Source organism: Caulobacter sp. GW821-FHT09A05 (assembly GCF_059418465.1).
This window is the reverse complement of the sequence record NZ_JBWKPX010000014.1, coordinates 54,587-75,559: the sequence shown is the minus strand read 5'-3', so window position 1 is coordinate 75,559 and position 20,973 is coordinate 54,587. Positions and strand designations below refer to the sequence as shown.

Below are 20,973 nucleotides of genomic sequence, written 5' to 3'. Positions count from 1 at the left end.
GAATTTACAGGTCGCGCAGAGACGCGCTGGTGTTCTGGATGGCGAAGAAGCGGGCCCCGGCGTGGCGCACGATGATCACTTCCGAGCCCTCCTCGAAGACCTCGCCGGCGTCGTCGGGCTCGATCATCACGTAGTGGGTCTGGCCGTGGACGTCGCGGACCCGGGCCTGGGCGGCGCTGCCGACCTCGGCCTTGCCCGTGACGATGGTGGCCCAGCGGCCGACCAGGGTCTCGCGCGCCACGGCGGTGGTCTCGTCGCTGGGCAGGATCTTCGAGACCCCACGGCCGAACAGGCGGGTGAAGGGCAGGGCGGCGGCCACGGCCAGCGGCGCGGCCAGCCACCACGGGCCGGGCCGGCCGAAGATCCCGGCGATCACCTGCTGCAGGATCAGCCCCACCAGGCCGAAGCTGAACAGGAAGACGACGATCAGCATCAGCAGCGGCAGCTTGCCGACATTGAGCCAGTTGAGCAGCGAGGCGTGGCCGTCGACGTCGCCGTCGAGATCGGCGTCGGCGCCGTCGCCCAGCGCCGCGCCGGCGCCCAGGCCGAGGGCCTCGACCAGGCCGATCAGCAGCATCAGCAGCAGGGCGGCGAAGAACGGGACGTTGTCGCCCGAGGTGAGGAAGGCCAGCATCCGCGATCAGCCCGGCTGGCCGACGCGCGCGAGCAGGGCGGCCAGCCGTTCCTCGACGCGATGGCGGCGGGCCAGCTTGTCCAGTTCCGACAGCTTGGCGCCGCGTTCGAGGTCGGCGGCCTCGCCGGGCGGCGGCGCGGCGCGGGTGGCGTTGAGGCTCTGCAGGTCCTCGCTCATCTCGCGGCGCGTGGCCTGCAGGGCCGACAGGTAGCCCTCCAGCTCGGCCTGGCGCGCGGCGGTGTTGGCGACGGCGGCTTCCAGCACCGGAACCTGGGCCTCGATGTCGAGCTGATGCTCCAGGGCGGCGCGGATCAGGTCCTCGCGGCCCTGGCTCAAGGCCAGGTCGATCTGGGCCGACAGCTCGTCGTGGCGACCGCTCTGCTCGGTCAGGCGCTTGGCGGCCAGGTGGCGGGCGGCGATGGTCTTGCCGAGCTCGGCGCGGACCTCGTCGACGGCCTGGTCGACCTCGCGCAGGGCCTGCTGGCCCAGGGCGTCGGGCAGCACGCCCTCGATGGCGTCGACGATGGCGTGGGCCCCGCCGGCGACGATGCGGCCCACGCGGGCCCCCAGGGTGTCGGCCATGAGCTTCCTCATTCGGCGGCGGCGGGCCGGGCCGCCGAGGTGATCAGGGTCATCAGGTCGTTCAGGGCGGCCAACCGTCGGGTGATGACGCCGGGGTCGTAGGCCGGGGCGCTGGGCGTCACGGCCCAGCGCAGCAGCTGCTCGGTCATGCGTGCGGCGCAGTCGACCAGCCGGGCCTCATGGCGGGCCATGCGATCGGCGTCGGCGCCGGTCACTTCGGCGGGGGTCGACAGGCCGAGCGCCAGGAATTCCTCCACGGCGGTCAGCAGCCCGACCACGACGCCGGAACGAAGGTCGGCCGCTTGCTCGGCTTCGCGCACCGTGCGCAGGGCGGGACCCAGCGCCTCATGGCTCGCGGCCAGGGCGCCGGCGAAGCTGTCTGGTCGTTCGTTGCGCTGACGCGCCAGGCGGATGAGCCCGCGCACCTTGTCGCTGGACGTCACCGCGCCTTCCAGCTCCAGTTGAGCCAGGAAGGTGGAGTCCTCCTCGGAGAGCCTGACGCTCAAGGGCGTGTTCAGCGCGACCATGGGTGGAACTTGGCGCGATGTAAGACATTTGTAAACAGTGAAGTTAGGATGTCATACACAGGCGGATCTTGGTAACGCCCGGTTGGCCGCCGAACCCGCCGCGGATGCGGACCAAAGGTCGGTTTCCGGCGCAAAACCGCCCGGGACGAAAGGTCCGCGCAAGCTTGGGCCCGCATAGGCCCGCCAGCCCGCACGCAAGCGGCGTTGGAGACCTGGCCCAAGATGAAACCGCACCTTCCGACCCTCTGTCTCGTCAGCATTGTCACGGCCGCCGGCGGTGGCGTCGCCTGGGCGCAGGACGGCGCAAGCGACGGCCTGCACCTCTCGCTCGGCGCGGGGGGCGTCTATCGGCCCGAATACAAGGGTTCCAAGGACTACGAGGCCGCGCCTCTGCCCTTCGTCGGCTTCCGCTATGGCCGGGGCGATTTCTACGTCAGCCTCGAAGGGCCCGCCCTGCGGGCCAACATCCTGCCGGGCGGCTGGCTGGAGGCCGGCCCGGTCCTGGCCTACGAGCGCGGGCGCAAGGACGACATCAAGAACCTGGCGGTGCGGCGGCTGGGCGAGATCGACGCGGCGGTCAACGCCGGGGTCTTCGTGCGCAAGCGCTTCGAACTGGCCGGGGGCGAGCTGAAGATCGGCGCCGAGGCCCTGACCGACACCGGAAAGGTCCACGAGGGCGTGCTGGCCAATGTCGGGCTGGACTACGACCATGCCCTGGGCGAGCGCTGGACCGTGGGGGCGAGCCTGTCGGCCACCTTCGGCGACCGCAAGTACATGCAGACCTACTATGGCGTCTCCGGATCGGGCGCCCTGGCCAGCGGCCTTTCGCCCTACGCCGCCGACAAGGGGCTTGAGAGCGTCGAGGTCGGGGCGACGCTGCGCTACCGGATCAACGACCGCTGGAGCGCCCTGGCCCACGGCGGCTACACCCGGCTCGTTGACAGCGCCGCCGACAGCCCCATAGTCGACCGTCAAGGCTCGGCCGACCAGGGGCGGTTCGCCGTGGCGCTCTTCTACAGCTTCTGACGGCCATGCGCGCCCTGCTGATCGAGGACAATGTTCGGCTTGGCCAGGCGACCGCGCGGTCGCTGGTCAAGGCCGGCTTCACCGTCGACCTGTTCGAGACCCTCGAGGACGGGTGGCACGCCTGGCGCAGCGTGCCCTACGAGGCGGTGATCCTCGACATCATGCTGGGCGAGGACAGCGGCCTCGACCTGTTGGCCCGCGCCCGCGCCGCGGGCCTGCGCACGCCGGTGCTGATGCTGACCGCGCTGGGCAGCGTCGACCAGCGCGTGCGGGGCCTGGAGGGCGGCGCGGACGACTATCTCGTCAAGCCGTTCGCCATCGAGGAACTGGTGGCGCGCCTGCGCGCCCTGGCGCGTCGCCCGGCCCTGACCGCCGGCGGCGTCCTGCGCTATGGCGAGCTGGAGTATGACCAGGGGGCGCGGGAGATCAGCGTCGGGGGCGCCCGCCTGCCGTTGTCGCGCGGCGAGAGCATCGTGCTCGAGCGCTGCCTGCGCCACCCCGACCGGGTGGTCACCAAGACGCAGCTGGGCGAGAGCCTGCACAGCCTGGACCAGGACTACACCGACAACTCCATCCAGGTTCACGTCCACCGGGTGCGGCGCAAGATGGCCGACCTGGGGGCCGACGTGACCATCCGGGCGCTCCGCAGTCTGGGCTACATGGCGATCCGGCTCGAGGGCGCCAGGCCCGACGCCAACGACTAGCCGCGTTTGGCGCGACGGCGAGAGTCCGTGATGGGCGGGGCGGTGGCGGTGAGAGAGGGATTCGAACCCTCGATAGAGTTTCCCCTATACACGCGTTCCAGGCGTGCGCCTTCAACCACTCGGCCACCTCACCATGCGCACCAGATGCGGAAGGCGGTTGAGACCCCCGACGCAGGAAGGGGCGCAATATACTCAGGAAGGTTGCGGGAGCAAGCGGCCATACGAGGTGAAACGAGATCGCGAACGCCTTAGTATCGATGGTCCTGTTGCGCTCCCGGAATTTCACCATGCCTCCCGCGTCCAAGACCCTCGACATGCCGACCGTCGACACCGCCCTGTCGGGGCGCGCGGCCGCGATCCCGACGGCCCGGACCCACTTCGTCAACGGCCATGACCTGAAGGGGCCCTATCCCGACGGGACGGAGATCGCGATCCTGGCCATGGGCTGCTTCTGGGGCGTGGAGCGGCTGTTCTGGAAGATCCCGGGCGTCCATGTGACCGCCGCCGGCTATGCGGCGGGGATCACCCCGAACCCGACCTACGAGGAGGTCTGCACCGGACGCACCGGTCACACCGAGGTGGTGCAGGTCGTGTTCGACCCGCGCGCGGTCACCTACGAGGCCCTGCTCAAGACGTTCTGGGAGAATCACGACCCGACCCAGGGCATGCGCCAGGGCGGCGATGTCGGCACGCAGTACCGTTCGGGGATCTACGTGACCTCCGACTCCCAGGCCGCCGCGGCGGTGGCCAGCAAGGAAGCCTATCAGCAGGCCCTGGAGGCCCAGGGGCTGGGGACCATCACCACCGAGATCGGCGCGGCCGGGCCGTTCTACTTCGCCGAGGACTATCACCAGCAGTACCTGGCCAAGAACCCTGAGGGTTATTGCGGCCTCGGCGGCACGGGCGTGGCCTGCCCGATCGGAACGGGAGCGAAGGCATGACCCCCGAAGCCTTCGACGCCGCCGCCCTGGCCTTGCCGGGCGCGACCATGACGGTCCAGTGGGGCGACGACCAGGTCTACAAGGTGGGCGGCAAGATGTTCGCCGTGCTGGGCGGGGCGGTCGGGCGCAACGGCTTCTCGCTGAAGGCCTCGGACGTGGCGTTCGAGGTGCTGAGCGAGACGGGGCGGGCCACGCCCGCGCCCTATCTGGCCCGCGCCAGGTGGCTGCATTTCGCCGACCTGGCCGCCCAGGACGCTGACGAGGTCGTCGACTGGCTGAAGACGGCCCACGCCCTGATCGCCGCCAAGCTGACCCGGAAGGCGCGGGCGGAGCTGGGGCTGTAGGGATTTCTCCTCACCCGCAACGCGGGGGAGGGCTATCGCATATGGATCTGCTCTGAAGAAAACCTGTCATCCCGGACAAGCTCGGCGAAGCCGGGCGCCGATCCGGGACCGCCGGAAGCTCTGAGCTCTCGCCCCGGTCCCGGATCTTCGCGCTGCGCGCTCGTCCGGGATGACAATGGTTTCGAGGCATATGCGATAGCCCTGGCGCGGCGGGGGAGGAGAAGCCGGAACCGACGTTCCGTTAGGCCTGCTCGCTGTCCTTCCGGGTCAGGTGGGGACCCATCACCACCGGCTGGCGTTCGAGGATCTGGCGGACCTTGCGCACGGCGGCCGAGGCCGGGCTGCGGCGCTGGCGCCAGAGCAGCAGGGCCATGGCCCCGCCCGTCGCCACGGCGAAGGCGACCGGCCCCAGCAGCCAGGCGGCCGCGGCCAGGGCGAAGTAATAGCCGCGCACCCCGGCGTTGAACGCCGACAGGGCGGGGTTGAGGATGGCTCCGGCCGCCTCGGCGTATTCGTCCAGCACCGCGCGCGGCGACCACATCGGGGTCGCGCCGATCGCGGCCAGGCAGTAGTTCATCTGGCGGATCGCCCAGATGAAGTCGAGCAGGCCGCGGGCCAGGGCCACCAGCACCACGCCCAGCTTGATCTGGAACACCAGGGTCGAGGCCGGGGCCAGGACGGCCAGGCCCTCGATGCTCTTGAGCGCGCTGTCGCCGCCGAACAGCACCCCGGCCGCCGCGGCGATCAGGATCAGGTTGGACGAGGCGAAGAACGAGGCCGAGTTGATCGCGTGGCCCAGCAGCTGGCCGTCCAGCAGGGCGACTTCGCGCACCGCCATCTCGGCCATCCACCGGCGGCGGATCACCGTCATGTCGGTGTTGATGACGTTCCGCTCCTTGCCCAGGCGCTTGAGCAGCGGCTCGTAGAACAGCCAGCAGAACAGGAAGAACGCCAGGACCAGCAGGTCGATGACCGGCAGGGCCAGGAACTGCTTGGACAGGGCGTGGGAGAGCGAGGAGGGCATGGGGCGAACTTAAGGCCGGAACGAGAGTCGGTGAAAGGGCGGTGTCAATCCTCGAGGATCAGGCTGGTCTTGCCCGTGTCCTTGAGCAGCAGCGAGACGGTCAGACCCACCGCCATGATCGCCGACACATAGAGGTAGAACCCGCTCTCCATGCCCTCGTGCTTGAACCACAGGGCGACATATTCGGCGGTGCCGCCGAACGCGGCGTTGCCGATGGCGTAGGGCAGGGCCACGCCCAGGGCGCGCACATGGGCGGGGAACAGCTCGGCCTTCACCACCGCGCTGATGGCGGTATAGCCCGACTGCACGAACAGGGCCGCGAAGATCAGGCCGAAGGCGACGGCGGGGCTGGTGGCCTTGGCGGTCAGGCTGAACACCGGCCAGGCGATCAGGGCGCCCATCCCGAAGGCGAAGACCAGCATGGTCTTGCGGCCGACCTTGTCCGACGCCCAGCCGAACAGCGGCTGGATCAGCATGAAGCCGGCCAGGGTGGCCAGGTTGATCGCCCCGGCGGTCGCCTTGTCGAAGCCCGCCGTGTTGACCAGGAACTTCAGCATGTAGGTGGTGTAGGCGTAGAAGGCCAAGGAGCCGGCGGCGGTCAGGCCGATGATCGCCAGGGTCTGTTTGGGGTGGCGCGAGACCAGGGGCGCGGCCAGGGCCACGTAGGTGGCGACCAGCAACACGACCGCCCCGTACTGCGCGGTCGCGGCGAACGGCGCCTGGGTGAAGCCCGCGATCATGGCGCCAACCGTCGCCAGCAGCAGGCCGCCGACCCAGGCGACCTGCCGACGGCTGATCGGGTCGCGGGCGCCGGCGTTCTGGTGCGAGACGCTTTCCTCGATGCCGGTGCGGATCCAGAACACCACCACGGCCAGGGCCGCGCCGACGAAGAACGGGACGCGCCAGCCCCACTCGGCCAGGTCCTGCTTGCTCAGGCTGTTTTGCAGGACCACCAGCACCAGGGCCGCCACCAGCTGGCCCATGATCAGGGTCACGTACTGGAAGCTGGACCAGAAGCCGCGACGCTTCCGCCCGGCCATCTCGCTCATATAGGTGGCGCTGGCCCCGTATTCGCCGCCGACCGACAGGCCCTGCAGCAGGCGGGCCAGCAGCAGGATCACCGGCGCGGCGTCGCCGATCGCGGCGTGGCCGGGGCAAAGGGCGATGATCAGCGAGCCGACGCACATCAGGCCCACCGCCAGGGTCAGGCCGGCCTTGCGGCCCTTGCGGTCGGCATAGAGGCCCATCAGCCAGGCCCCGACGGGACGCGCTCCGAAGCCGACGGCGAAGATCGCGGCGGTCTGCATCAACTGGGCGGTCTGGTCGCCCTTGGGGAAGAAGACCTTGGCGAAATAGATCGAGAAGGCGGCGTAGGCGAACCAGTCGTACCATTCGACCAGGTTGCCGGCCGATCCGCCGAGGATGGCCCGGGTCCGGCGCCAGGCGCTCAAGGGCGCGGCGGCTTGGGCCGCGGCCGTCTCTGGCGGCGTCGCCGTGGCGGTGTCGGTCATGTCGCCCCCCGTGTCGTTGGGGAGAGACCTTAGGCGAACATGGGTCGCCGGGGGAAGGGCGCCGCACGGTCGGGGACACACGCAGGCGCGTGTCCCCCGGCGCGGTCCGGGGTGTCGCTAGATCCTGCCGATCAGGACCAGAATGATGATGATGACCAGGATCAGGCCCAGGCCGCCGGAGGGATAGTAGCCCCACGAGCGGCTGTGACCCCAGGTCGGCAGGGCGCCGATCAGGGCCAGGATCAGGATGATGATGAGGATCGTGCCGAGCATGTCCGTCTCCGTTGCATCCGAACGCCCCGCGTATGGGGGCAGGCGGAAGGAATGCGAGAGGTTCGGCAGAGGTTCCGTGAGCGCTTCCGGCGCGTGGCTTCAGGCTTGGGGCGGCTCGTCGGATGGGGGCGGGGGTTCGACGGCATGGCGACGTCGCCACCAGCGGCGTAGCTTGGCCCGATTGGCGAACCCCAGGCCGAGAGCGGCGAGCAGGCCGCCGCCCACCCATTGCAGGCCCTTCATCCGGTCCATCTGCCAGGTCAGCCAGTCCAGAAGGCCGATCTTCACGGACATTTCGTGGACCAGGGCGGGGTGCTCCAATTCCACCAGGCCGCCAGGCGTGACCAACTCGTTGAAAACCCGCAGGGTCAGGACGGTCTTGCCTGGCCGCGTCGGCTTCACCAGCCATTCGAAGGTGACGTTCTGGAGGGCCGAGACGTCACGGACCGTCTGTTCCGGCTTGGTGATCTCGACGTTCGGGCCCGACAACTCGGCGCGCACCTTGCGGCCGATCGCGACGGTCCGCTGCTCGACGTGGCCGCCGGGAAAGGCGACGGAGAGGGAGGCTTGCGCCGCCGCGCGGTCGGCCGAAGCGATGACGGCCGTGATGGGAGTCTGCCTGCCCCACGGAAGTTGGTCGCGCCAGCCCACGACGACGGGAATCTTGCGGACTTGCCGGCGGACCAGATCCGCCAGGTAACGTTCTCGCGCCGCGATGTCGCACGCCGGGTCCGAAGCGTCGCGTTCGCAAGGCGAAAGCATCGAAGCCGGCTTGACGTTGGTCGCCATGCGCTTGTCGACGCCCGACATCAGCAGGACGCCGGCGGCCACCAGGCACAGGCCGCCGAACACGATGGCGGAGAGGGCCGTCGATATGTGTCGATAGAGAAAGCGCCAGAGATCGCGCACCCGCACCCTCCCCGGAGAGCGCCTCTATCTTTGCGCGATCAGTTCGGCATGGCAACTCTTGGGGGTGATCTCACCCGCCCGGGCAATCCTCGGCCTTGCGCAGGCCCACGGCCCACAGGGCGCCGATCACCGCGCCCTTGACGCGGGGCAGCAGCATCAGCGTCAGGGCGGCCAGCGGCAGCACGGTCAGGGGCACCACCAGCACGGGCGACATCTTCCAGATGAACGGGAACAGCAGCAGCGGGGCGACGACGAGGTGGCCGATGATCAGGATCGTGAAATAGGCCGGGCCGTCGTCGGCCGGATAGCGCGCCAGGTCGTGGCCGCAGACCTCGCAGTCCAGGTCGACCTTCAGGTAACGCGTATACAGCCGCCCCTCGCCGCAATTGGGACAGCGGTGGCGGACGCCGCGCTTCATGCCGGTCAGCATACTGACCGGAGGCGGGCAGGGAGAGGACTGCTCGTTCATGGGCGTCGATATGACTCCGCGGCGCGGCCAGCGAAAGAGGGCGCACGGTCGCATGCGCCATTTTGAATCAGATTTCGTTGAGATGAACGATCGCCGGCTGAAGAATTCGCTCGAAAGGCGAGCAATACAAATGTCGTTACCGGGACCAGTTAACCACACCTATTGCAACGCCCTGTGGGTAAGTCGCCGTGCGTTCTGGAAAAACCCAGCGCAAGCGGAGCCGCGTCGCGCTGTAGCTTAACTATATCGCGGTTCGCGGACTCCGGTTGCCCGAAGTCCGCAACCCTCGATCCTGCGACTATTTGGCGTCCTTGGCGGTGTTGGTCACGGCCCGGCCGGCGGCCGACACGTCCTGGCCGACGCCGGCGACGGTGTTGCAGGCCGAAACCATCAGGGCGGCGGCCACGGTGGCGAGGATCACGATCTTGCGCATGGGGAGGTCTCTGAAGTTGGAGAAATGGCCTCGGACCTTAACCTTGGCCCAAGGCTGCGTTCAAGCGTGTCACCGCGGCGAAGTCATGGCGCCGCGAGGCGGATCGCCAAGCCCTGGCTCACTTTCTGCTTCTCCATTGTTGTCATCCCGGACAGCCCCTGCGGGGCTTGCGGGATGACAACGGATTTTCGGATTGCGTACGCCCTCAGCGCGATCATGACCTGGGTGGCGGGCTGGCGAGGTCCAGGCCGAAAACGGCGAGCGTCAGGCGCCGTCGCCGTCTCCGGACGCCTTCGAGCGCAACGGGCCGTCGACCACGCCGAAATCGCGCGAGCGCATCTTGCCGTCGGCCGACTGGACGCCCTCGGCTTCCAGGCCGCGCTTGAGAAGTTCGCGGACGGCGGCGGCGCGGCTGGGCATGCGGCGCGAGAAGCGCCAATCGTCCAACGCGGCGAGCTCCTCCTGCGTGAGCATGATCTGCAGGCGTTCTGGTCGGGTCAGGTCGTTCATTGGTCTCGGCCCCCGGAAAAGGGGCGGCTCTCCTTTTGTCCGGTGGAGCTAACGCACGAGCGCCGCCCTTGGGTTCCATCAAGCGCAAAAACCCTACCTGGCCCAAAATATGCCACTTACTCATTAAGCGGACTAGGCGTGGACCGCTAAGTGAGCGTCAAGTTATATAGCGGCGGAATTTAAGTCTCTTTTCAGTCGAGTTTCCGACAGAACGGGTCAAGTTGATGGCCGATAAATAAAACGGGGATTCTTCTGCAAACAAAATATTCGCCTTTGTGCTTGAATTGTGCTTCATTGGTGGGGACGGAATATCCTGCCGCCTTACCGAAAGCCCCCGAGCCATGGACGTCGAACGCCGAGAATTCGGCGATGCGGTCGTTCGCCATGTCGGGTCTGACGACCGGCTCAGCGAAGCCCAGCATCGCATCGCCAACAACCTGGCCCTGATCGCGGGCTATACGCGCCTGCAGGCCACCCGCCTGCACAAGGCCGGCCAGCCTTTGTCGGCCCGCGAGGCCTGCATCGCCCTGGAAGAGGTGGCCGCCCGGATCGAGACGGTCGGCGAACTGCACCGCCTGCTGTCGGGCGCCCCCGGGGAAGGCGAGAACGGCATCGACCTGGGGCGTTTCCTGGCCAAGCTGTGCGCCAGCCTGATGGAGACCGTCAGCTTCGCCGGCGACACCACCATCACCCACAGGGATTCCGGCGGCTGCCTGGTGCGGGCCGACCAGGCCACCCCGGTCGCCCTGATCGTCAGCGAACTGGTGACCAACGCCCTGAAATACGCCCATCCCACCGGGGTGGCGGGCCGGATCCGGGTGTCGTGCCGATCCACCGGCCGCGGCCTGGTGGTCGAGGTGACCGACGACGGCGTGGGGCTGAGCGAGGATTTCGACCCGCATCGCGATGGCGGCCTGGGCTTTCGGGTGGTGCGCGGCCTGGCCCGCCAGCTCGGCGCGGACCTGGTCTACGAGTCCAGCGGCATCGGCCTGACCGTGCGGCTGCTGCTCGACACCGACCAGGAGCACCAGGTCATCCCGTTGTGGCCCGGCCGGGACTGAACGACCGCATCTAGGGTTTTACCCGATGGCGGCGAGGCGGGCGGCGCCGCAACCTGCGCGGGCTTGCGAGCGTCGAGGCGTCCTCCCCCCCGATGGCCTTCGACGCGCCGGCCGCCTGTTTCCGACCAGGCGGGTCCGACCGCAGGCCGAGAGCCGGCCGGGGTGTCCCGACGCACGAATTCGGCCGGTTCTCCCCCAAAGACCCTTCCGTCAGGGCGCCGTCTGGGTCGCGGACCGGGGCGGGTCCGGGGCCTCCTCGACGGGCATGTCCAGGTCGCCCAGCCCCGCGGCCTTGATGGCGTCGCGCAGCTTGGTGACGGGCTCGCCCGTGCCGGTGGTGAAGGTCAGGGCGCCGGGCTCGGCGCGATTTTCGGCCAGGTTGCTGAAGGCGGGGCCGCTGGGCGCGTCCGGGTTCAGGGCGATGGCGTAGGTCTTGCCGGGCAGGGTCGTGCACAGCAGGACGAAGGTCTTGTTGTCGTTCAGCAGGCGCGGGGTCTTCAGGCAGTCCAGCCTGTCGCCGCCCGTTCCCAGGCCATAGGCGAAGTCGCGCGGCGTCATCTGCTGGTCGAACACCACCTTCAGCACCAGGACGCCCGGCGCGATCGCCTGGCCGTTGGCCGGCCAGGTTGCGACCACCTTGGGCTTCTGGGTCGGCGGCATGACCGTGACGGGCGAGACCGGCGTCGACGTCTCGGCCGGCGGGCGCGTCGCCTGGGCCAGCACCGGGCCAGCCGCGAGGCACAGGGGCAGGATCAGGGCCCAGGCTCGGGCGGGCGACCGGACGGGGAGAGGAGCGCGCATGGTCCCCAACGTGTGGTCAAAGCGCGGCGTTCTCAAGGCGCCGCTTGCGGGAAACGCGCGGGCGTCCTGGCCCTAGCGGGTCATCCAGGGCTTGCTCTTGCTGCTCGAGGCCGCGGCGGCGGCCTGCTCGCGCTGGAAGCGGCCGCCGCGCGGCGGCTGCGGCTTGGCGGCGAGCGCGGCCTTCTTCAGGCGCAGGGCGCGCTGGATCGGGGTCTCGCCGGGGATTTCGGGCTGGTCGTCGGTCTTGTCGGTCTTGTCGGTCATGCGCGGGCTTCTAGCACGGTTGGCCCCTTGCGTCCCGGCCGGCGCGCCGGTCGCCCGAGCCGAATCCTGGCGTCACGGCCACGCTTGGGGCATCGTCGCCGCGTGGGCGACTCGGCGATCAACGGCAGGACCTGGAACGAGGCCGAGCAGGACCTGGTGATCGGCGACTACCTGGTCATGCTCGACAAGACGATGACCGGCCGCGCCTACGACCCGGCCAATCACCAGCGGGCCCTGCGCTTCGTCACCAACCGTTCGGGCGGCGCGATCGCCTTCCTGCAGGGCGAGATCTCGGCGGTGCTGACCCTGGTCGGCCTGCCCACGCTGAACGACCATCCGCCGCGCTGGGACTTCGGCGACGGCCTGGTCGACGCGGTGGATCGCCGCCTGAGCGCCAGGCCCGGCGTCCTCAGGGACCTGGCCCAGCCGCCGGCCCTGCTGGGCCGCGCCGCCGCCCCGATCCTGGCCGAGGGCGCCCCGCCGCCGATCCATCACGCTCCGGCCGGCCAGCGCGCCCAGCGCCTGGTCGCCAAGTTCGACCCCGCCGCCCGCGACCAGGACGCCCGCATGCTGGCCCGCATCGGCGCCGCCGCCGCCCTGGTCCACGAGCAGCGCCGGCTGGAGCAGCGCGGCCGCCCGGACCTTGCCGCCGAGGTCCGCCTGGCCCTGCCGCCGATCAACGAACGGGAGGGCGACGAAGGCTGCGACCTGGTCAGCTTCAGCCGCACCGGCGCGCCCCGCCGCATCGTGGTCAAGACCACCACCGGCGGCCCGGCCACGCCGTTCCGCCTGACCGCGGCCGAGGACGCCCTGCGCGCGGCCCAGCCGGAGGCCTTCGTCGTCCACCGCCTGTACGACGTGGCGCGCGAGGCGCGGGTGTTCCGCGTGCGCGGGGCGCGGGACGAGACGACGCCTTAAGGAACCTCGTCCAGCGCCCATCGCCCGAATTCCGGACGCGCCTTCAGCCGCGCGTAGTAGGCCTCGACCGCCGGGAGGTCCGCGTGGTCGATCGGGGTGGCCTTCCAGCGGTGCGTCGAGACGCCCAGCACGATGTCGGCCAGGGTGAAGTCGTGGCCGGCGGCGTGGGCGCCGGTCTCGGCCAGGCGCCGGTCGAGGATGGCCATGGCCGCGTTCCAGGCCGCGACGCTGGCGGCGATCCTGGCCGGGTCGTCATAGCCCGGCGTCGGCCGGCCCAGGGCCAGGAAGGCGTAGCCCCAGGTCGGGTTGAGGGTCGTGGCCTGCCAGTCCATCCACTGCTCGACCCCGGCGCGCGGGCGCGGCTCGACCGGCAGCAGGTGGCCGTGGCCATAGCGGGCGGCCAGGTAGCGGCAGATGGTGTTGCTCTCGTAGAGCGCGCCCTGCTCGTCGATCAGCACCGGCACCAGGCCGTTGGGATTGAGGGCCAGGAACTCGGGGCTGCGGGTCGAGGCGAAGCCCGTTCCCCAGTCCTCGCGTTCATAGGCCAGGCCCAGCTCGTCGCAGGTCCACAGCACCTTGCGGACGTTCAGCGACGAGGTGCGACCGAGGATCTTGAGCATGGACGGGTCTCCGTTCTAGGCCGTGGCCGTTTCCCCCAGATAGGCGCGCGCCACCGCCTCGGCGACCTTGATCCCGTCGATCGCCGCCGACAGGATGCCGCCGGCGTAGCCCGCGCCTTCGCCGGCCGGGAACAGGCCGGCGACGTTGAGGCTCTGGAAGTCCTGGCCGCGGGTGATGCGCACCGGCGAGGAGGTGCGGGTCTCCACGCCCGTCAGCAGCACGTCGGGATGGTCGTAGCCGGCGATCTGGCGGCCGAACACCGGCAGGGCCTCGCGCATGGCCTCGATGGCGAAGGCCGGCAGGCACTGGGCCAGGTCGGTCATCGTGACGCCCGGTCGGTAGGACGGCTGCACCTCGCCCAGCGCCTCCGACGGCTTGCCGGCCAGGAAGTCGCCGACCTTCTGGGCCGGGGCGGCGTAGGTCGAGCCGCCGGCCACATAGGCCAGGCTCTCCCACTTCCGTTGGAAGTCGATGCCAGCCAGCGGGTGGCCCGGATAGTCGCGCTCCGGGTCGATGCCGACCACGAAGCCGGAGTTGGCGTTGCGCTCGTTGCGCGAATACTGGCTCATGCCGTTGGTCACGACGCGGTTCGGCTCGGAGGTCGCCGCCACCACCGTGCCGCCCGGGCACATGCAGAAGCTGTAGACCGCGCGGCCGTTGCTGCAGTGATGCACCAGGCTGTAGTCGGCCGCCCCCAGGTCCGGATGGCCGGCGCAGGCCCCGAAGCGGGCCTTGTCCATCCACGACTGCGGGTGCTCGATCCGCACCCCGATCGAGAACGGCTTGGCCTCGATGTGGACGCCCCGGTCGTACAGGGTCTGGAAGGTGTCGCGGGCGCTGTGGCCGACGGCCAGCACCACGTGGTCGGCCGCCAGATAATCGCCGGTCGACAGGTGCAGACCCTTCAGCCTCCGCCGCCCGTCGGCGGCGGTCTCGATGTCGAAGTCGTCGACCCGGCGCCCCCAGCGGTATTCGCCGCCCAGGCCCTCGATCGTTTCCCGCATGCTCTCGACCATGGTCACCAGGCGGAAGGTGCCGATGTGCGGATGGGCTTCGGTCAGGATCTCTTCCGGCGCGCCGGCTCTGACGAACTCCTCCAGCACCTTGCGGCCCAGGTGGCGGGGGTCCTTGACCTGGCTGTAGAGCTTGCCGTCCGAGAAGGTGCCCGCCCCGCCCTCCCCGAACTGGACGTTGGACTCCGGGTCCAGCTCGCCGCGCCGCCACAGACCCCAGGTGTCCTTGGTCCGCTCGCGCACGACCTTGCCCCGGTCCAGGATGATCGGCTTGAAGCCCATCTGGGCCAGGATCAGCCCGGCGAACAGCCCGCAGGGCCCGGCGCCGATCACCACGGGGCGGGTGAAGTTTTTGGGCGCCTGGGCGACCAGCCGATACGCGGTGTCTGGTGTCGGCCTGAGTTGGCTGTCCCCCGCGAACCGCGCCAGCACGTCGGCCTCGTCGCGCAGCGCCACGTCCACCGTATAGACCATCAGAATCGCCGCCTTCTTCCGCGCGTCGTGCGCGCGGCGGGCGATGGTGTGGTGGAGCAGATCTTCGGTGGGGATGGCGAGGCGCGCGCAAATGGCCGGGGTCAGGTCTTCAGGCGGATGGCCAAGGGGAAGCTTGAGGTCGGAGATGCGGAGCATGGTGTTGGGTTTAGCTGCGACGCGCGTGATACGCCACTGGGCGATATCAGCACCACGCAGCCGGGTGGATTCAGCTCTGGCGCAGTTCCGCGAAGAAGGTTTCCAGCAGGGCGCTTCGGTCCATACTGGGTGGGTGGCGTTCAAAATGGGTGCGCACCTCCGCCATGATTTGTTCGGGCGCGCGGGCGTCCAGCTTCGATTTTGCGGCCCATGCGCGTCCGGGGTGAAGCGTGTCCCAAGGCGAACGCTTGTTGGCGCGGGTAGTGGCGCTGTCACCGTGCTTGCCTAGGCCATAGAGGACGTTGGTCTCGTTGTTCCAAATCGGCTTGAACAAGTGGATCAGATAGTCTTCGGCCGCCGTCTCCCAACCCGATTGGACCACCAAGAAGCGGGTGTCGAAGTCGGCGATATCGAGTGTGGTCTTGGCTTTGACGATGTTTTTGCGATGCTCGTTGAGGCGAGCTGCGAGGCGTGGTCCCTGATCCCTGGGCGTATGGGCACCTCGGTCACCGGGGGAGGCCTGGCCTACGTAGATCGGTGTTTCTGACCCCGACAGCGGTGCGTAGAGCGGGAACTTCCCGCGATAGTAAATCGCGTAGACACCTGATCCATAAAACTGATCGATAGAAGCAAGGCTAACTCGGTCCTGAGCGACCAGTGCTAGCGCGGTGAAGCGGCCAATCACTTTGGGATTGCTAGGGTCGAACAGAGACTGCGGCATTGCGATTGGGTCGAGCTTGCGCGCCGCCGCTTCCAGTTCACGGATCGCCGCTCGCAATTCCTCGTCACCCTGTCGGCGAGCCTTCAGAGTTTGCGGCGCGGCCGCTATGAGTTCTGTCAGGGCTGCAACGCGCTCGCGAAGAGCTGAAACCTCGACCGCTAAAGATATGCGCTTCTTCACGCCGCGTAGCGTAGCTTCCTCGCGACGTCCTTGCCAATAACTTCCGCCAGCCGCACCGGCACGGCGTTGCCGAGTTGGCGCATGGTCTCGCTCCACGAGCCGTGGAAGATGAAGTCGTCGGCGAAGGTCTGAAGGCGGGCGCTTTCGCGAACGCTGAAGTAGCGCACCGTGCCGTCGGGCCGGGCCAGCATGTTCTCGCCGCCGGGCACGCCGTGGACGCCGGCTTTCAATGTCTTGGCGGGTTCGTCCAAGGGGCTGCCCGTATGGCCGACATAGCTTCGCGCGCCGGGCTGAAAGCGGTGATTGGCGAAGGCGGAAGCTAGTCGAGGATGAAACTCGGGATCGGGTAGATCGGCCGTGGCGTCGCGCACGGTGCGCCAGGGAACGGTCGGCGGCTTCCCGTCCAACCGTATCGCGCGGACCGGCGCGTCGCTCGCGTCCGGGCGATCGCGCTTGGCGACCTTGTGCGCATCCCAATAGGAGCCGTCGCGATATTGCGCCCACAGCAGGGCGTCGGAGGAGTGGGTCTCGACTGGGAAGTTCCATTCCACGTCAAGATCGTCGCGGAAGCCCACGAAGATCACCCGTTCGCGCTTTTGCGGCACGCCATAGTCCGCGGCGTTTAGCACCCGCGACACCAGGCGGTAATTGAGGCCATCGCGTGAGCCGTGAATGTGATGCCGCTCCAACCGCGACAGGTGATCGGCCCAATCCTCGTCGGGCTTGGCGACGACCTCGGGGTGCTCCAGCTGCAGCCGGATATATTCGAAATAATTGCGGAAGGTCGCCCGCGTTAGGCCCTTCACGTTCTCGAAGATGAAGGCCCGGGGCCGCGTCTCGCGCACCGCCCGAATGGCCTGCGGAAACATGTCGCGCGCGTCGTCATACGCCTTGTGTTTGCCGCCCATGGAGAATGGTTGGCAGGGCGGGCCGCCCGAGACCAAGTCGACCTTGTCGGCCAGCGGTCGGAAATCAACCTCGCGCACGTCGCCTTCGACCCGCGGCCAGCCATGCATCGGCGAGGTTTCGCGCACGCGGTTCTCGCCGATGGTCTCGCGGCAATAGCGATCCCATTCGACCACCTTGGCCGGTTTGAAGCCCGCTTTGCACAGGCCCATGCCCAGGCCTCCGGCCCCGGCGAAGAGTTCGATCGACTTCATGAATCCAAGAATGTTCTAATTTCGTTCTCTAGGAAAGCCTCGTTCTTGAGCTCGCATTCCCAGAGGATCAGCGCGCTCCAGCCCAGGGCCTTGAGTTCCTCGAGCTGGCGCAGATCGCGAGCGCGATTGCCCTCCAGCTTGGGGATCCAGAAGTCCTGCCGCGATTTGGGGAGTCGCGCCAGCTTGCAATCGGGATCGGGATGCCGATGCCAGAAACACCCGTGCACGAAGATCGCTTTCCTGCGGCCGGGGAACACGAGATCGGGACGTCCGGGCAGCTTCGCGCCGTGCAAGCGATAACGGTAGCCCATCCGGTGGACCAGCCGCCGCACGGTCATCTCCGCGCTCGACCCCTTGCCCTTGACCCGGGCCATGCGGGCGCTGCGCTCGGCGGGGGTTAGGGTGTCCATGGGGATTAAATGCGACGCTTCACTCGCTGTCGCAAGTAATTCTCTAAGTTGTATAAGTGAATAGTTCTTTGTATGTTCCTTTAGTCGATATCTCACGCACGATATAAATAAAATATAGATTTGACTCTACGATTTTTGCAGCGCGAGGTCGTTCATATAATAAAGGGACATAAAAATGGGTCTTCGGTATGAAGAGCTGGATGCTGAAACGCGCCAGTTAATGCTAGATGAGATCGGCTACGATTTGGCACGCGATGGCATGTACGTGAGTCGTTTTCTCAACACCCGTGGAAAAGACCAATGGGCTGATGCAACGCGGCAGGCGGTTCAGCAGGGAACAGACGATACTCTGGCCGCGGTTCTGGCTGAGGGACTGTTGGAGACACACTACTCCAAGAACAAGCCCAAGGGTGGAACGACCATGGCTGCGGTGCCTTACACAGCCGCCCACACCATGGCCGAGGCCCAATTCAATATGTACTATATGCGATCCTTGGCCCTGCGCGACTTAGCGGCGGGCGCTAAAGGACTTCTGGTTTATAGGGCTAAAGAGGTGGAGGTGCCGCGCACCAGCTCTTTGTTATTGATCGGTACAGTTATTGATGCCCAGCTCGTCCTCGACGAACTTCGCAGGACGAAGGGGGTGGACCCGGATATTCGCATACCATTGCCAAACAGTGGTTTGAGTGTCCGGTTGCAGTAGATTGAGACGGCTCCGCAGCCCCCCGATCAATCTCCGTCCATCTTCAGCGCCGCGATGAACGCTTCCTGCGGGATCTCGACCTTGCCGAACTGGCGCATGCGCTTCTTGCCGGCCTTCTGCTTGTCCAGAAGCTTGCGCTTGCGCGAGGCGTCGCCGCCGTAGCACTTGGCGGTGACGTCCTTGCGCAGGGCGCGGACCGTCTCGCGGGCGATGATCCGGCCGCCGATCGCCGCCTGGATGGGGATGACGAACATGTGCTGCGGGATGAGGTCCTTCATCTTCTCGCACATGCCCCGGCCGCGGCTCTCGGCGCGGTCGCGGTGGACCAGCATCGACAGGGCGTCGACCGGCTCGGCGTTGACCAGGATCGACATCTTGACCAGGTCGCCGACCCTGTAGTCCTCGACCTGGTAGTCGAAGCTGGCGTAGCCCTTGGAGATCGACTTCAGGCGGTCATAGAAGTCGAAGACGACCTCGTTCAGCGGCAGGTCGTAGACCACCATGGCGCGGCTGCCGACATAGCTGAGCTCGCGCTGCATGCCGCGGCGGTCCTGGCACAGCTTGATCACCCCGCCCAGATATTCGTCGGGGGTGAAGATCGTCGCCTTGATCCAGGGCTCGGCGATGCTCTCGATCTGCATCGGGTCGGGCAGGTCGGCGGGGTTGTGCAGCTCCAGCTCGGTCCCGTCGCGCATGTGGATCTTGTAGACCACCGAGGGGGCGGTCGCGATCAGGTCGAGGTCGAACTCGCGGCTCAGGCGCTCCTGGATGATCTCCAGGTGCAGCAGCCCCAGGAACCCGCAGCGGAAGCCGAAGCCCAGGGCGGCGCTGCTTTCCATCTCGTAGGTGAAGCTGCCGTCGTTGAGGCGCAGCTTGCCGACCGCGGCGCGCAGGTCCTCGAAATCGGCGGCGTCGACCGGGAACAGGCCGCAGAACACCACCGGCTGGACTTCCTTGAAGCCCGGCAGGGCCTGGGCGGTCTGCTTCTTCTCGTCGGTGATGGTGTCACCGACCGCGGCGTCGGCCACTTCCTTGATCGAGGCGGTGAAGAAGCCGACCTCGCCGGGGCCCAGCTGGTCGACGTCGGTGGCCTTGGGGGTGAACACCCCGACCTTGTCGATGCGGTGGGTGGCGCCGGTCTGCATCATCCGCACCTGCTGGCCGGCCTTCAGCGTGCCGTCGAAGATGCGGACCAGCACGACCACGCCGAGATAGGCGTCGTACCAGGCGTCGACCAGCAGGGCCTTCAGCGGCGCGTTGACGTCGCCCTTGGGGGCGGGCAGGCGGGTGACGATGGCCTCCAGCACCTCGTGGATGCCCAGGCCCGACTTGGCGCTGGCCAGGACGGCGTCGCTGGCGTCCAGGCCGATCAGGTCCTCGATCTGGGCGCGCACCCGCTCGGGCTCGGCGGCCGGCAGGTCGATCTTGTTGAGGACCGGGACGATCTCGTGGTTGTTGTCGATGGCCGAATAGACATTGGCCAGGGTCTGGGCCTCGACGCCCTGGCTGGCGTCGACGACCAGGATCGAGCCCTCGCAGGCGGCCAGGCTGCGGCTGACCTCGTAGGCGAAGTCGACGTGGCCGGGGGTGTCCATCAGGTTCAGGACATAGGTCTCGCCGTCGTCGGCCTTGTAGCGCAGGCGCACGGTCTGCGCCTTGATGGTGATCCCGCGTTCCTTCTCGATGTCCATGTTGTCCAGGACCTGGGCGCTCATCTCGCGCGCGGTCAGGCCGCCGGTCTCCTGGATCAGGCGGTCGGACAGGGTGGATTTGCCATGGTCGATGTGGGCGACGATGGAGAAGTTGCGGATCTTGTCGAGAGGCGTCGAAGTCATGGGGGTGCGTCTAGCATATTTGCGGGGTTTCGCGAGTGTCGTTCCATCCCACCCGGGGGAGGAACGGTCATGGTTAACTCGCCGTTAAGCTTCAAGCCGCAAACCCGACTCAAAGGGTTGAGACAGTCTAGGCTGTTGGAATCGCGAGAGAGCACATGGACCGCCGCAAGCTGATCCTTTCGGGCATGGCCACCGCCGGGCTGAGCGCCTGCGCCAGCACCGCGCAGGAACGTCCGGGCGACCCGCCGCCGCGGTCGCAGTACGACACCGGCCGGGCCCAGACCTATTCGGCCGACGAGATGATCCGCAGCGGCTCGGACTTCCTGGGCGTGACCGCCGAAAGCATCGGCGCGGTGATCGAGCGCGCGTTCCGCGACAACGGCCAGCCCACCGGCTACATCGCCGGCGAGGAGGGGTCGGGCGCCATCGCCGTGGGCCTGCGCTACGGCCGGGGCCTGCTGTACATGAAGGGCAAGGACACCCAGGAGGTGTTCTGGCAGGGTCCGTCGGTGGGCTGGGACTGGGGCGGCAACGCCAGCCGGGTCTTCACCCTGTGCTATAACCTGCAGTATCCGGACGCCATCTTCCGCCGCTTCCCGGGCGTGGAGGGCACGGCCTATCTGGTCGGCGGCCTGGGCGTGAACTACCAGCGCGCCGACACCATCACCCTGGCCCCGATCCGCGCCGGCGTCGGCCTGCGCCTGGGGGCCAATGTCGGCTACCTGGCCTATAGCCGCCAGCGCAACATCCTGCCGTTCTGAGGTCGCGA

At 68.0% G+C, this 20,973-nt stretch carries 26 protein-coding genes and 1 tRNA gene; 8 read left to right on the top strand and 19 right to left on the bottom strand.

Going from position 1 to position 20,973, the window contains the following annotated elements:
* Positions 1-4 precede the first annotated feature (4 nt).
* Genes AC07NX_RS15005 through AC07NX_RS14995 form a run of 3 tightly spaced genes read right to left on the bottom strand, consistent with a single transcriptional unit; the run spans position 5 to position 1,743 of the window.
* A complete protein-coding gene (locus tag AC07NX_RS15005) occupies positions 5-634 on the bottom strand; it encodes a YqiJ family protein (RefSeq protein WP_494642829.1) in 630 nt (209 codons plus the stop codon).
* 6 nt (positions 635-640) lie between these two features.
* A complete protein-coding gene (locus AC07NX_RS15000; RefSeq protein ID WP_494642828.1) occupies positions 641-1,216 on the bottom strand; it encodes a PspA/IM30 family protein in 576 nt (191 codons plus the stop codon).
* An 8-nt stretch (positions 1,217-1,224) separates the two neighbouring features.
* The gene (locus AC07NX_RS14995) at positions 1,225-1,743 is read right to left on the bottom strand and encodes a hypothetical protein (protein ID WP_494642827.1); all 519 of its coding nucleotides are present in this window, start codon (positions 1,741-1,743) and stop codon (positions 1,225-1,227) included.
* Positions 1,744-1,965: 222 nt separating this feature from the next.
* Here AC07NX_RS14995 and AC07NX_RS14990 point away from each other — a divergent pair, with 222 nt between their 5' ends.
* The gene (locus AC07NX_RS14990; RefSeq protein WP_494642826.1) at positions 1,966-2,769 is read left to right on the top strand and encodes a MipA/OmpV family protein; all 804 of its coding nucleotides are present in this window, start codon (positions 1,966-1,968) and stop codon (positions 2,767-2,769) included.
* Positions 2,770-2,774: 5 nt separating this feature from the next.
* Entirely contained in the window at positions 2,775-3,473 is a 699-nt protein-coding gene (locus AC07NX_RS14985) for a response regulator transcription factor (RefSeq protein ID WP_494642824.1), read from the top strand.
* A 43-nt stretch (positions 3,474-3,516) separates the two neighbouring features.
* On the opposite strand, the gene AC07NX_RS14980 is transcribed toward AC07NX_RS14985, so the two are convergent.
* Positions 3,517-3,606 (bottom strand) — tRNA-Ser (locus AC07NX_RS14980).
* Positions 3,607-3,760: 154 nt separating this feature from the next.
* On the opposite strand from AC07NX_RS14980, the gene msrA reads away from it, so the two are divergent.
* Positions 3,761-4,414, top strand: coding sequence for a peptide-methionine (S)-S-oxide reductase MsrA (gene msrA, locus AC07NX_RS14975; protein ID WP_494642822.1), 654 nt, complete (start codon positions 3,761-3,763; stop codon positions 4,412-4,414).
* On the top strand, positions 4,411-4,758 hold the full coding sequence (locus AC07NX_RS14970; RefSeq protein ID WP_494642820.1) for an MmcQ/YjbR family DNA-binding protein: 348 nt from the start codon (positions 4,411-4,413) through the stop codon (positions 4,756-4,758). The genes msrA and AC07NX_RS14970 overlap by 4 nt, the downstream gene beginning before the upstream one ends.
* A 241-nt stretch (positions 4,759-4,999) precedes the next feature.
* Here AC07NX_RS14970 and AC07NX_RS14965 read toward each other — a convergent pair whose 3' ends face one another.
* The 7 genes from AC07NX_RS14965 to AC07NX_RS14935 form a co-directional block, all read right to left on the bottom strand.
* The gene (locus tag AC07NX_RS14965; RefSeq protein WP_494642818.1) at positions 5,000-5,782 is read right to left on the bottom strand and encodes a DUF599 domain-containing protein; all 783 of its coding nucleotides are present in this window, start codon (positions 5,780-5,782) and stop codon (positions 5,000-5,002) included.
* 44 nt (positions 5,783-5,826) lie between these two features.
* Positions 5,827-7,293: an MFS transporter gene (locus AC07NX_RS14960; RefSeq protein WP_494642816.1), complete on the bottom strand. Its 1,467-nt coding sequence runs from the start codon at positions 7,291-7,293 to the stop codon at positions 5,827-5,829.
* Positions 7,294-7,410: 117 nt separating this feature from the next.
* A complete protein-coding gene (locus AC07NX_RS14955) occupies positions 7,411-7,566 on the bottom strand; it encodes a DUF3309 family protein (protein WP_019848444.1) in 156 nt (51 codons plus the stop codon).
* Between the two features lie 99 nt (positions 7,567-7,665).
* Positions 7,666-8,475, bottom strand: coding sequence for a hypothetical protein (locus AC07NX_RS14950; RefSeq protein WP_494642815.1), 810 nt, complete (start codon positions 8,473-8,475; stop codon positions 7,666-7,668).
* 70 nt (positions 8,476-8,545) lie between these two features.
* Positions 8,546-8,944, bottom strand: a complete 399-nt coding sequence (locus AC07NX_RS14945; protein WP_494642813.1) for a DUF983 domain-containing protein — start codon at positions 8,942-8,944, stop codon at positions 8,546-8,548.
* Between the two features lie 298 nt (positions 8,945-9,242).
* Positions 9,243-9,377 carry an entericidin A/B family lipoprotein gene (locus AC07NX_RS14940; RefSeq protein ID WP_018061959.1) on the bottom strand — a complete coding sequence of 45 codons (135 nt, stop codon included), beginning with the start codon at positions 9,375-9,377 and terminating at the stop codon, positions 9,243-9,245.
* 264 nt (positions 9,378-9,641) lie between these two features.
* The gene (locus AC07NX_RS14935) at positions 9,642-9,887 is read right to left on the bottom strand and encodes a hypothetical protein (protein WP_035072736.1); all 246 of its coding nucleotides are present in this window, start codon (positions 9,885-9,887) and stop codon (positions 9,642-9,644) included.
* Between the two features lie 341 nt (positions 9,888-10,228).
* On the opposite strand from AC07NX_RS14935, the gene AC07NX_RS14930 reads away from it, so the two are divergent.
* On the top strand, positions 10,229-10,948 hold the full coding sequence (locus tag AC07NX_RS14930; protein ID WP_494642812.1) for a sensor histidine kinase: 720 nt from the start codon (positions 10,229-10,231) through the stop codon (positions 10,946-10,948).
* 210 nt (positions 10,949-11,158) lie between these two features.
* Here AC07NX_RS14930 and AC07NX_RS14925 read toward each other — a convergent pair whose 3' ends face one another.
* Positions 11,159-11,749, bottom strand: a complete 591-nt coding sequence (locus AC07NX_RS14925; protein ID WP_494642811.1) for a hypothetical protein — start codon at positions 11,747-11,749, stop codon at positions 11,159-11,161.
* Between the two features lie 72 nt (positions 11,750-11,821).
* Entirely contained in the window at positions 11,822-12,013 is a 192-nt protein-coding gene (locus AC07NX_RS14920) for a hypothetical protein (RefSeq protein WP_494642809.1), read from the bottom strand.
* 102 nt (positions 12,014-12,115) lie between these two features.
* Between AC07NX_RS14920 and AC07NX_RS14915 the strand changes: the two genes are divergently transcribed.
* On the top strand, positions 12,116-12,931 hold the full coding sequence (locus AC07NX_RS14915; RefSeq protein WP_494642807.1) for a protein NO VEIN domain-containing protein: 816 nt from the start codon (positions 12,116-12,118) through the stop codon (positions 12,929-12,931).
* Here the strand turns inward: AC07NX_RS14915 and AC07NX_RS14910 are convergent.
* The 5 genes from AC07NX_RS14910 to AC07NX_RS14890 form a co-directional block, all read right to left on the bottom strand.
* Entirely contained in the window at positions 12,928-13,551 is a 624-nt protein-coding gene (locus AC07NX_RS14910) for a glutathione S-transferase family protein (RefSeq protein ID WP_494642805.1), read from the bottom strand. The two genes, AC07NX_RS14915 and AC07NX_RS14910, sit on opposite strands and share 4 nt — an antisense overlap.
* Positions 13,552-13,566: 15 nt before the next feature.
* A complete protein-coding gene (locus AC07NX_RS14905) occupies positions 13,567-15,195 on the bottom strand; it encodes an NAD(P)/FAD-dependent oxidoreductase (RefSeq protein WP_494642803.1) in 1,629 nt (542 codons plus the stop codon).
* A 70-nt stretch (positions 15,196-15,265) separates the two neighbouring features.
* Complete coding sequence (locus AC07NX_RS14900) at positions 15,266-16,096, bottom strand: Eco29kI family restriction endonuclease (protein WP_494642801.1); 831 nt, start codon at positions 16,094-16,096, stop codon at positions 15,266-15,268.
* The gene (locus AC07NX_RS14895) at positions 16,093-17,214 is read right to left on the bottom strand and encodes a DNA cytosine methyltransferase (protein ID WP_494642904.1); all 1,122 of its coding nucleotides are present in this window, start codon (positions 17,212-17,214) and stop codon (positions 16,093-16,095) included. Before AC07NX_RS14895 ends, AC07NX_RS14900 begins: the two co-directional genes overlap by 4 nt.
* A 38-nt stretch (positions 17,215-17,252) precedes the next feature.
* Positions 17,253-17,666, bottom strand: coding sequence for a very short patch repair endonuclease (locus tag AC07NX_RS14890; protein WP_494642800.1), 414 nt, complete (start codon positions 17,664-17,666; stop codon positions 17,253-17,255).
* Between the two features lie 175 nt (positions 17,667-17,841).
* On the opposite strand from AC07NX_RS14890, the gene AC07NX_RS14885 reads away from it, so the two are divergent.
* The gene (locus AC07NX_RS14885) at positions 17,842-18,369 is read left to right on the top strand and encodes a hypothetical protein (RefSeq protein ID WP_494642798.1); all 528 of its coding nucleotides are present in this window, start codon (positions 17,842-17,844) and stop codon (positions 18,367-18,369) included.
* Positions 18,370-18,395: 26 nt separating this feature from the next.
* Here the strand turns inward: AC07NX_RS14885 and lepA are convergent, their stop codons facing one another.
* Positions 18,396-20,204: a translation elongation factor 4 gene (gene lepA, locus AC07NX_RS14880; RefSeq protein ID WP_494642797.1), complete on the bottom strand. Its 1,809-nt coding sequence runs from the start codon at positions 20,202-20,204 to the stop codon at positions 18,396-18,398.
* Between the two features lie 155 nt (positions 20,205-20,359).
* Between lepA and AC07NX_RS14875 the strand changes: the two genes are divergently transcribed.
* Positions 20,360-20,965 carry a DUF1134 domain-containing protein gene (locus AC07NX_RS14875; protein ID WP_056762884.1) on the top strand — a complete coding sequence of 202 codons (606 nt, stop codon included), beginning with the start codon at positions 20,360-20,362 and terminating at the stop codon, positions 20,963-20,965.
* Positions 20,966-20,973: the final 8 nt, after the last annotated feature.

What these genes read in the sequence shown, in the direction of transcription:
- AC07NX_RS15005 (WP_494642829.1), bottom strand. Translation starts at nt 634, where the DNA reads ATGCTGGCCTTCCTCACCTCGGGCGACAACGTCCCGTTCTTCGCCGCC.
- AC07NX_RS15000 (WP_494642828.1), bottom strand. Translation starts at nt 1,216, where the DNA reads ATGGCCGACACCCTGGGGGCCCGCGTGGGCCGCATCGTCGCCGGCGGG.
- AC07NX_RS14995 (WP_494642827.1), bottom strand. Translation starts at nt 1,743, where the DNA reads ATGGTCGCGCTGAACACGCCCTTGAGCGTCAGGCTCTCCGAGGAGGAC.
- AC07NX_RS14990 (WP_494642826.1), top strand. Translation starts at nt 1,966, where the DNA reads ATGAAACCGCACCTTCCGACCCTCTGTCTCGTCAGCATTGTCACGGCC.
- AC07NX_RS14985 (WP_494642824.1), top strand. Translation starts at nt 2,775, where the DNA reads ATGCGCGCCCTGCTGATCGAGGACAATGTTCGGCTTGGCCAGGCGACC.
- msrA (WP_494642822.1), top strand. Translation starts at nt 3,761, where the DNA reads ATGCCTCCCGCGTCCAAGACCCTCGACATGCCGACCGTCGACACCGCC.
- AC07NX_RS14970 (WP_494642820.1), top strand. Translation starts at nt 4,411, where the DNA reads ATGACCCCCGAAGCCTTCGACGCCGCCGCCCTGGCCTTGCCGGGCGCG.
- AC07NX_RS14965 (WP_494642818.1), bottom strand. Translation starts at nt 5,782, where the DNA reads ATGCCCTCCTCGCTCTCCCACGCCCTGTCCAAGCAGTTCCTGGCCCTG.
- AC07NX_RS14960 (WP_494642816.1), bottom strand. Translation starts at nt 7,293, where the DNA reads ATGACCGACACCGCCACGGCGACGCCGCCAGAGACGGCCGCGGCCCAA.
- AC07NX_RS14955 (WP_019848444.1), bottom strand. Translation starts at nt 7,566, where the DNA reads ATGCTCGGCACGATCCTCATCATCATCCTGATCCTGGCCCTGATCGGC.
- AC07NX_RS14945 (WP_494642813.1), bottom strand. Translation starts at nt 8,944, where the DNA reads ATGAACGAGCAGTCCTCTCCCTGCCCGCCTCCGGTCAGTATGCTGACC.
- AC07NX_RS14940 (WP_018061959.1), bottom strand. Translation starts at nt 9,377, where the DNA reads ATGCGCAAGATCGTGATCCTCGCCACCGTGGCCGCCGCCCTGATGGTT.
- AC07NX_RS14935 (WP_035072736.1), bottom strand. Translation starts at nt 9,887, where the DNA reads ATGAACGACCTGACCCGACCAGAACGCCTGCAGATCATGCTCACGCAG.
- AC07NX_RS14930 (WP_494642812.1), top strand. Translation starts at nt 10,229, where the DNA reads ATGGACGTCGAACGCCGAGAATTCGGCGATGCGGTCGTTCGCCATGTC.
- AC07NX_RS14925 (WP_494642811.1), bottom strand. Translation starts at nt 11,749, where the DNA reads ATGCGCGCTCCTCTCCCCGTCCGGTCGCCCGCCCGAGCCTGGGCCCTG.
- AC07NX_RS14920 (WP_494642809.1), bottom strand. Translation starts at nt 12,013, where the DNA reads ATGACCGACAAGACCGACAAGACCGACGACCAGCCCGAAATCCCCGGC.
- AC07NX_RS14910 (WP_494642805.1), bottom strand. Translation starts at nt 13,551, where the DNA reads ATGCTCAAGATCCTCGGTCGCACCTCGTCGCTGAACGTCCGCAAGGTG.
- AC07NX_RS14905 (WP_494642803.1), bottom strand. Translation starts at nt 15,195, where the DNA reads ATGCTCCGCATCTCCGACCTCAAGCTTCCCCTTGGCCATCCGCCTGAA.
- AC07NX_RS14895 (WP_494642904.1), bottom strand. Translation starts at nt 17,214, where the DNA reads ATGGGCCTGTGCAAAGCGGGCTTCAAACCGGCCAAGGTGGTCGAATGG.
- AC07NX_RS14890 (WP_494642800.1), bottom strand. Translation starts at nt 17,666, where the DNA reads ATGGACACCCTAACCCCCGCCGAGCGCAGCGCCCGCATGGCCCGGGTC.
- AC07NX_RS14885 (WP_494642798.1), top strand. Translation starts at nt 17,842, where the DNA reads ATGGGTCTTCGGTATGAAGAGCTGGATGCTGAAACGCGCCAGTTAATG.
- lepA (WP_494642797.1), bottom strand. Translation starts at nt 20,204, where the DNA reads ATGACTTCGACGCCTCTCGACAAGATCCGCAACTTCTCCATCGTCGCC.
- AC07NX_RS14875 (WP_056762884.1), top strand. Translation starts at nt 20,360, where the DNA reads ATGGACCGCCGCAAGCTGATCCTTTCGGGCATGGCCACCGCCGGGCTG.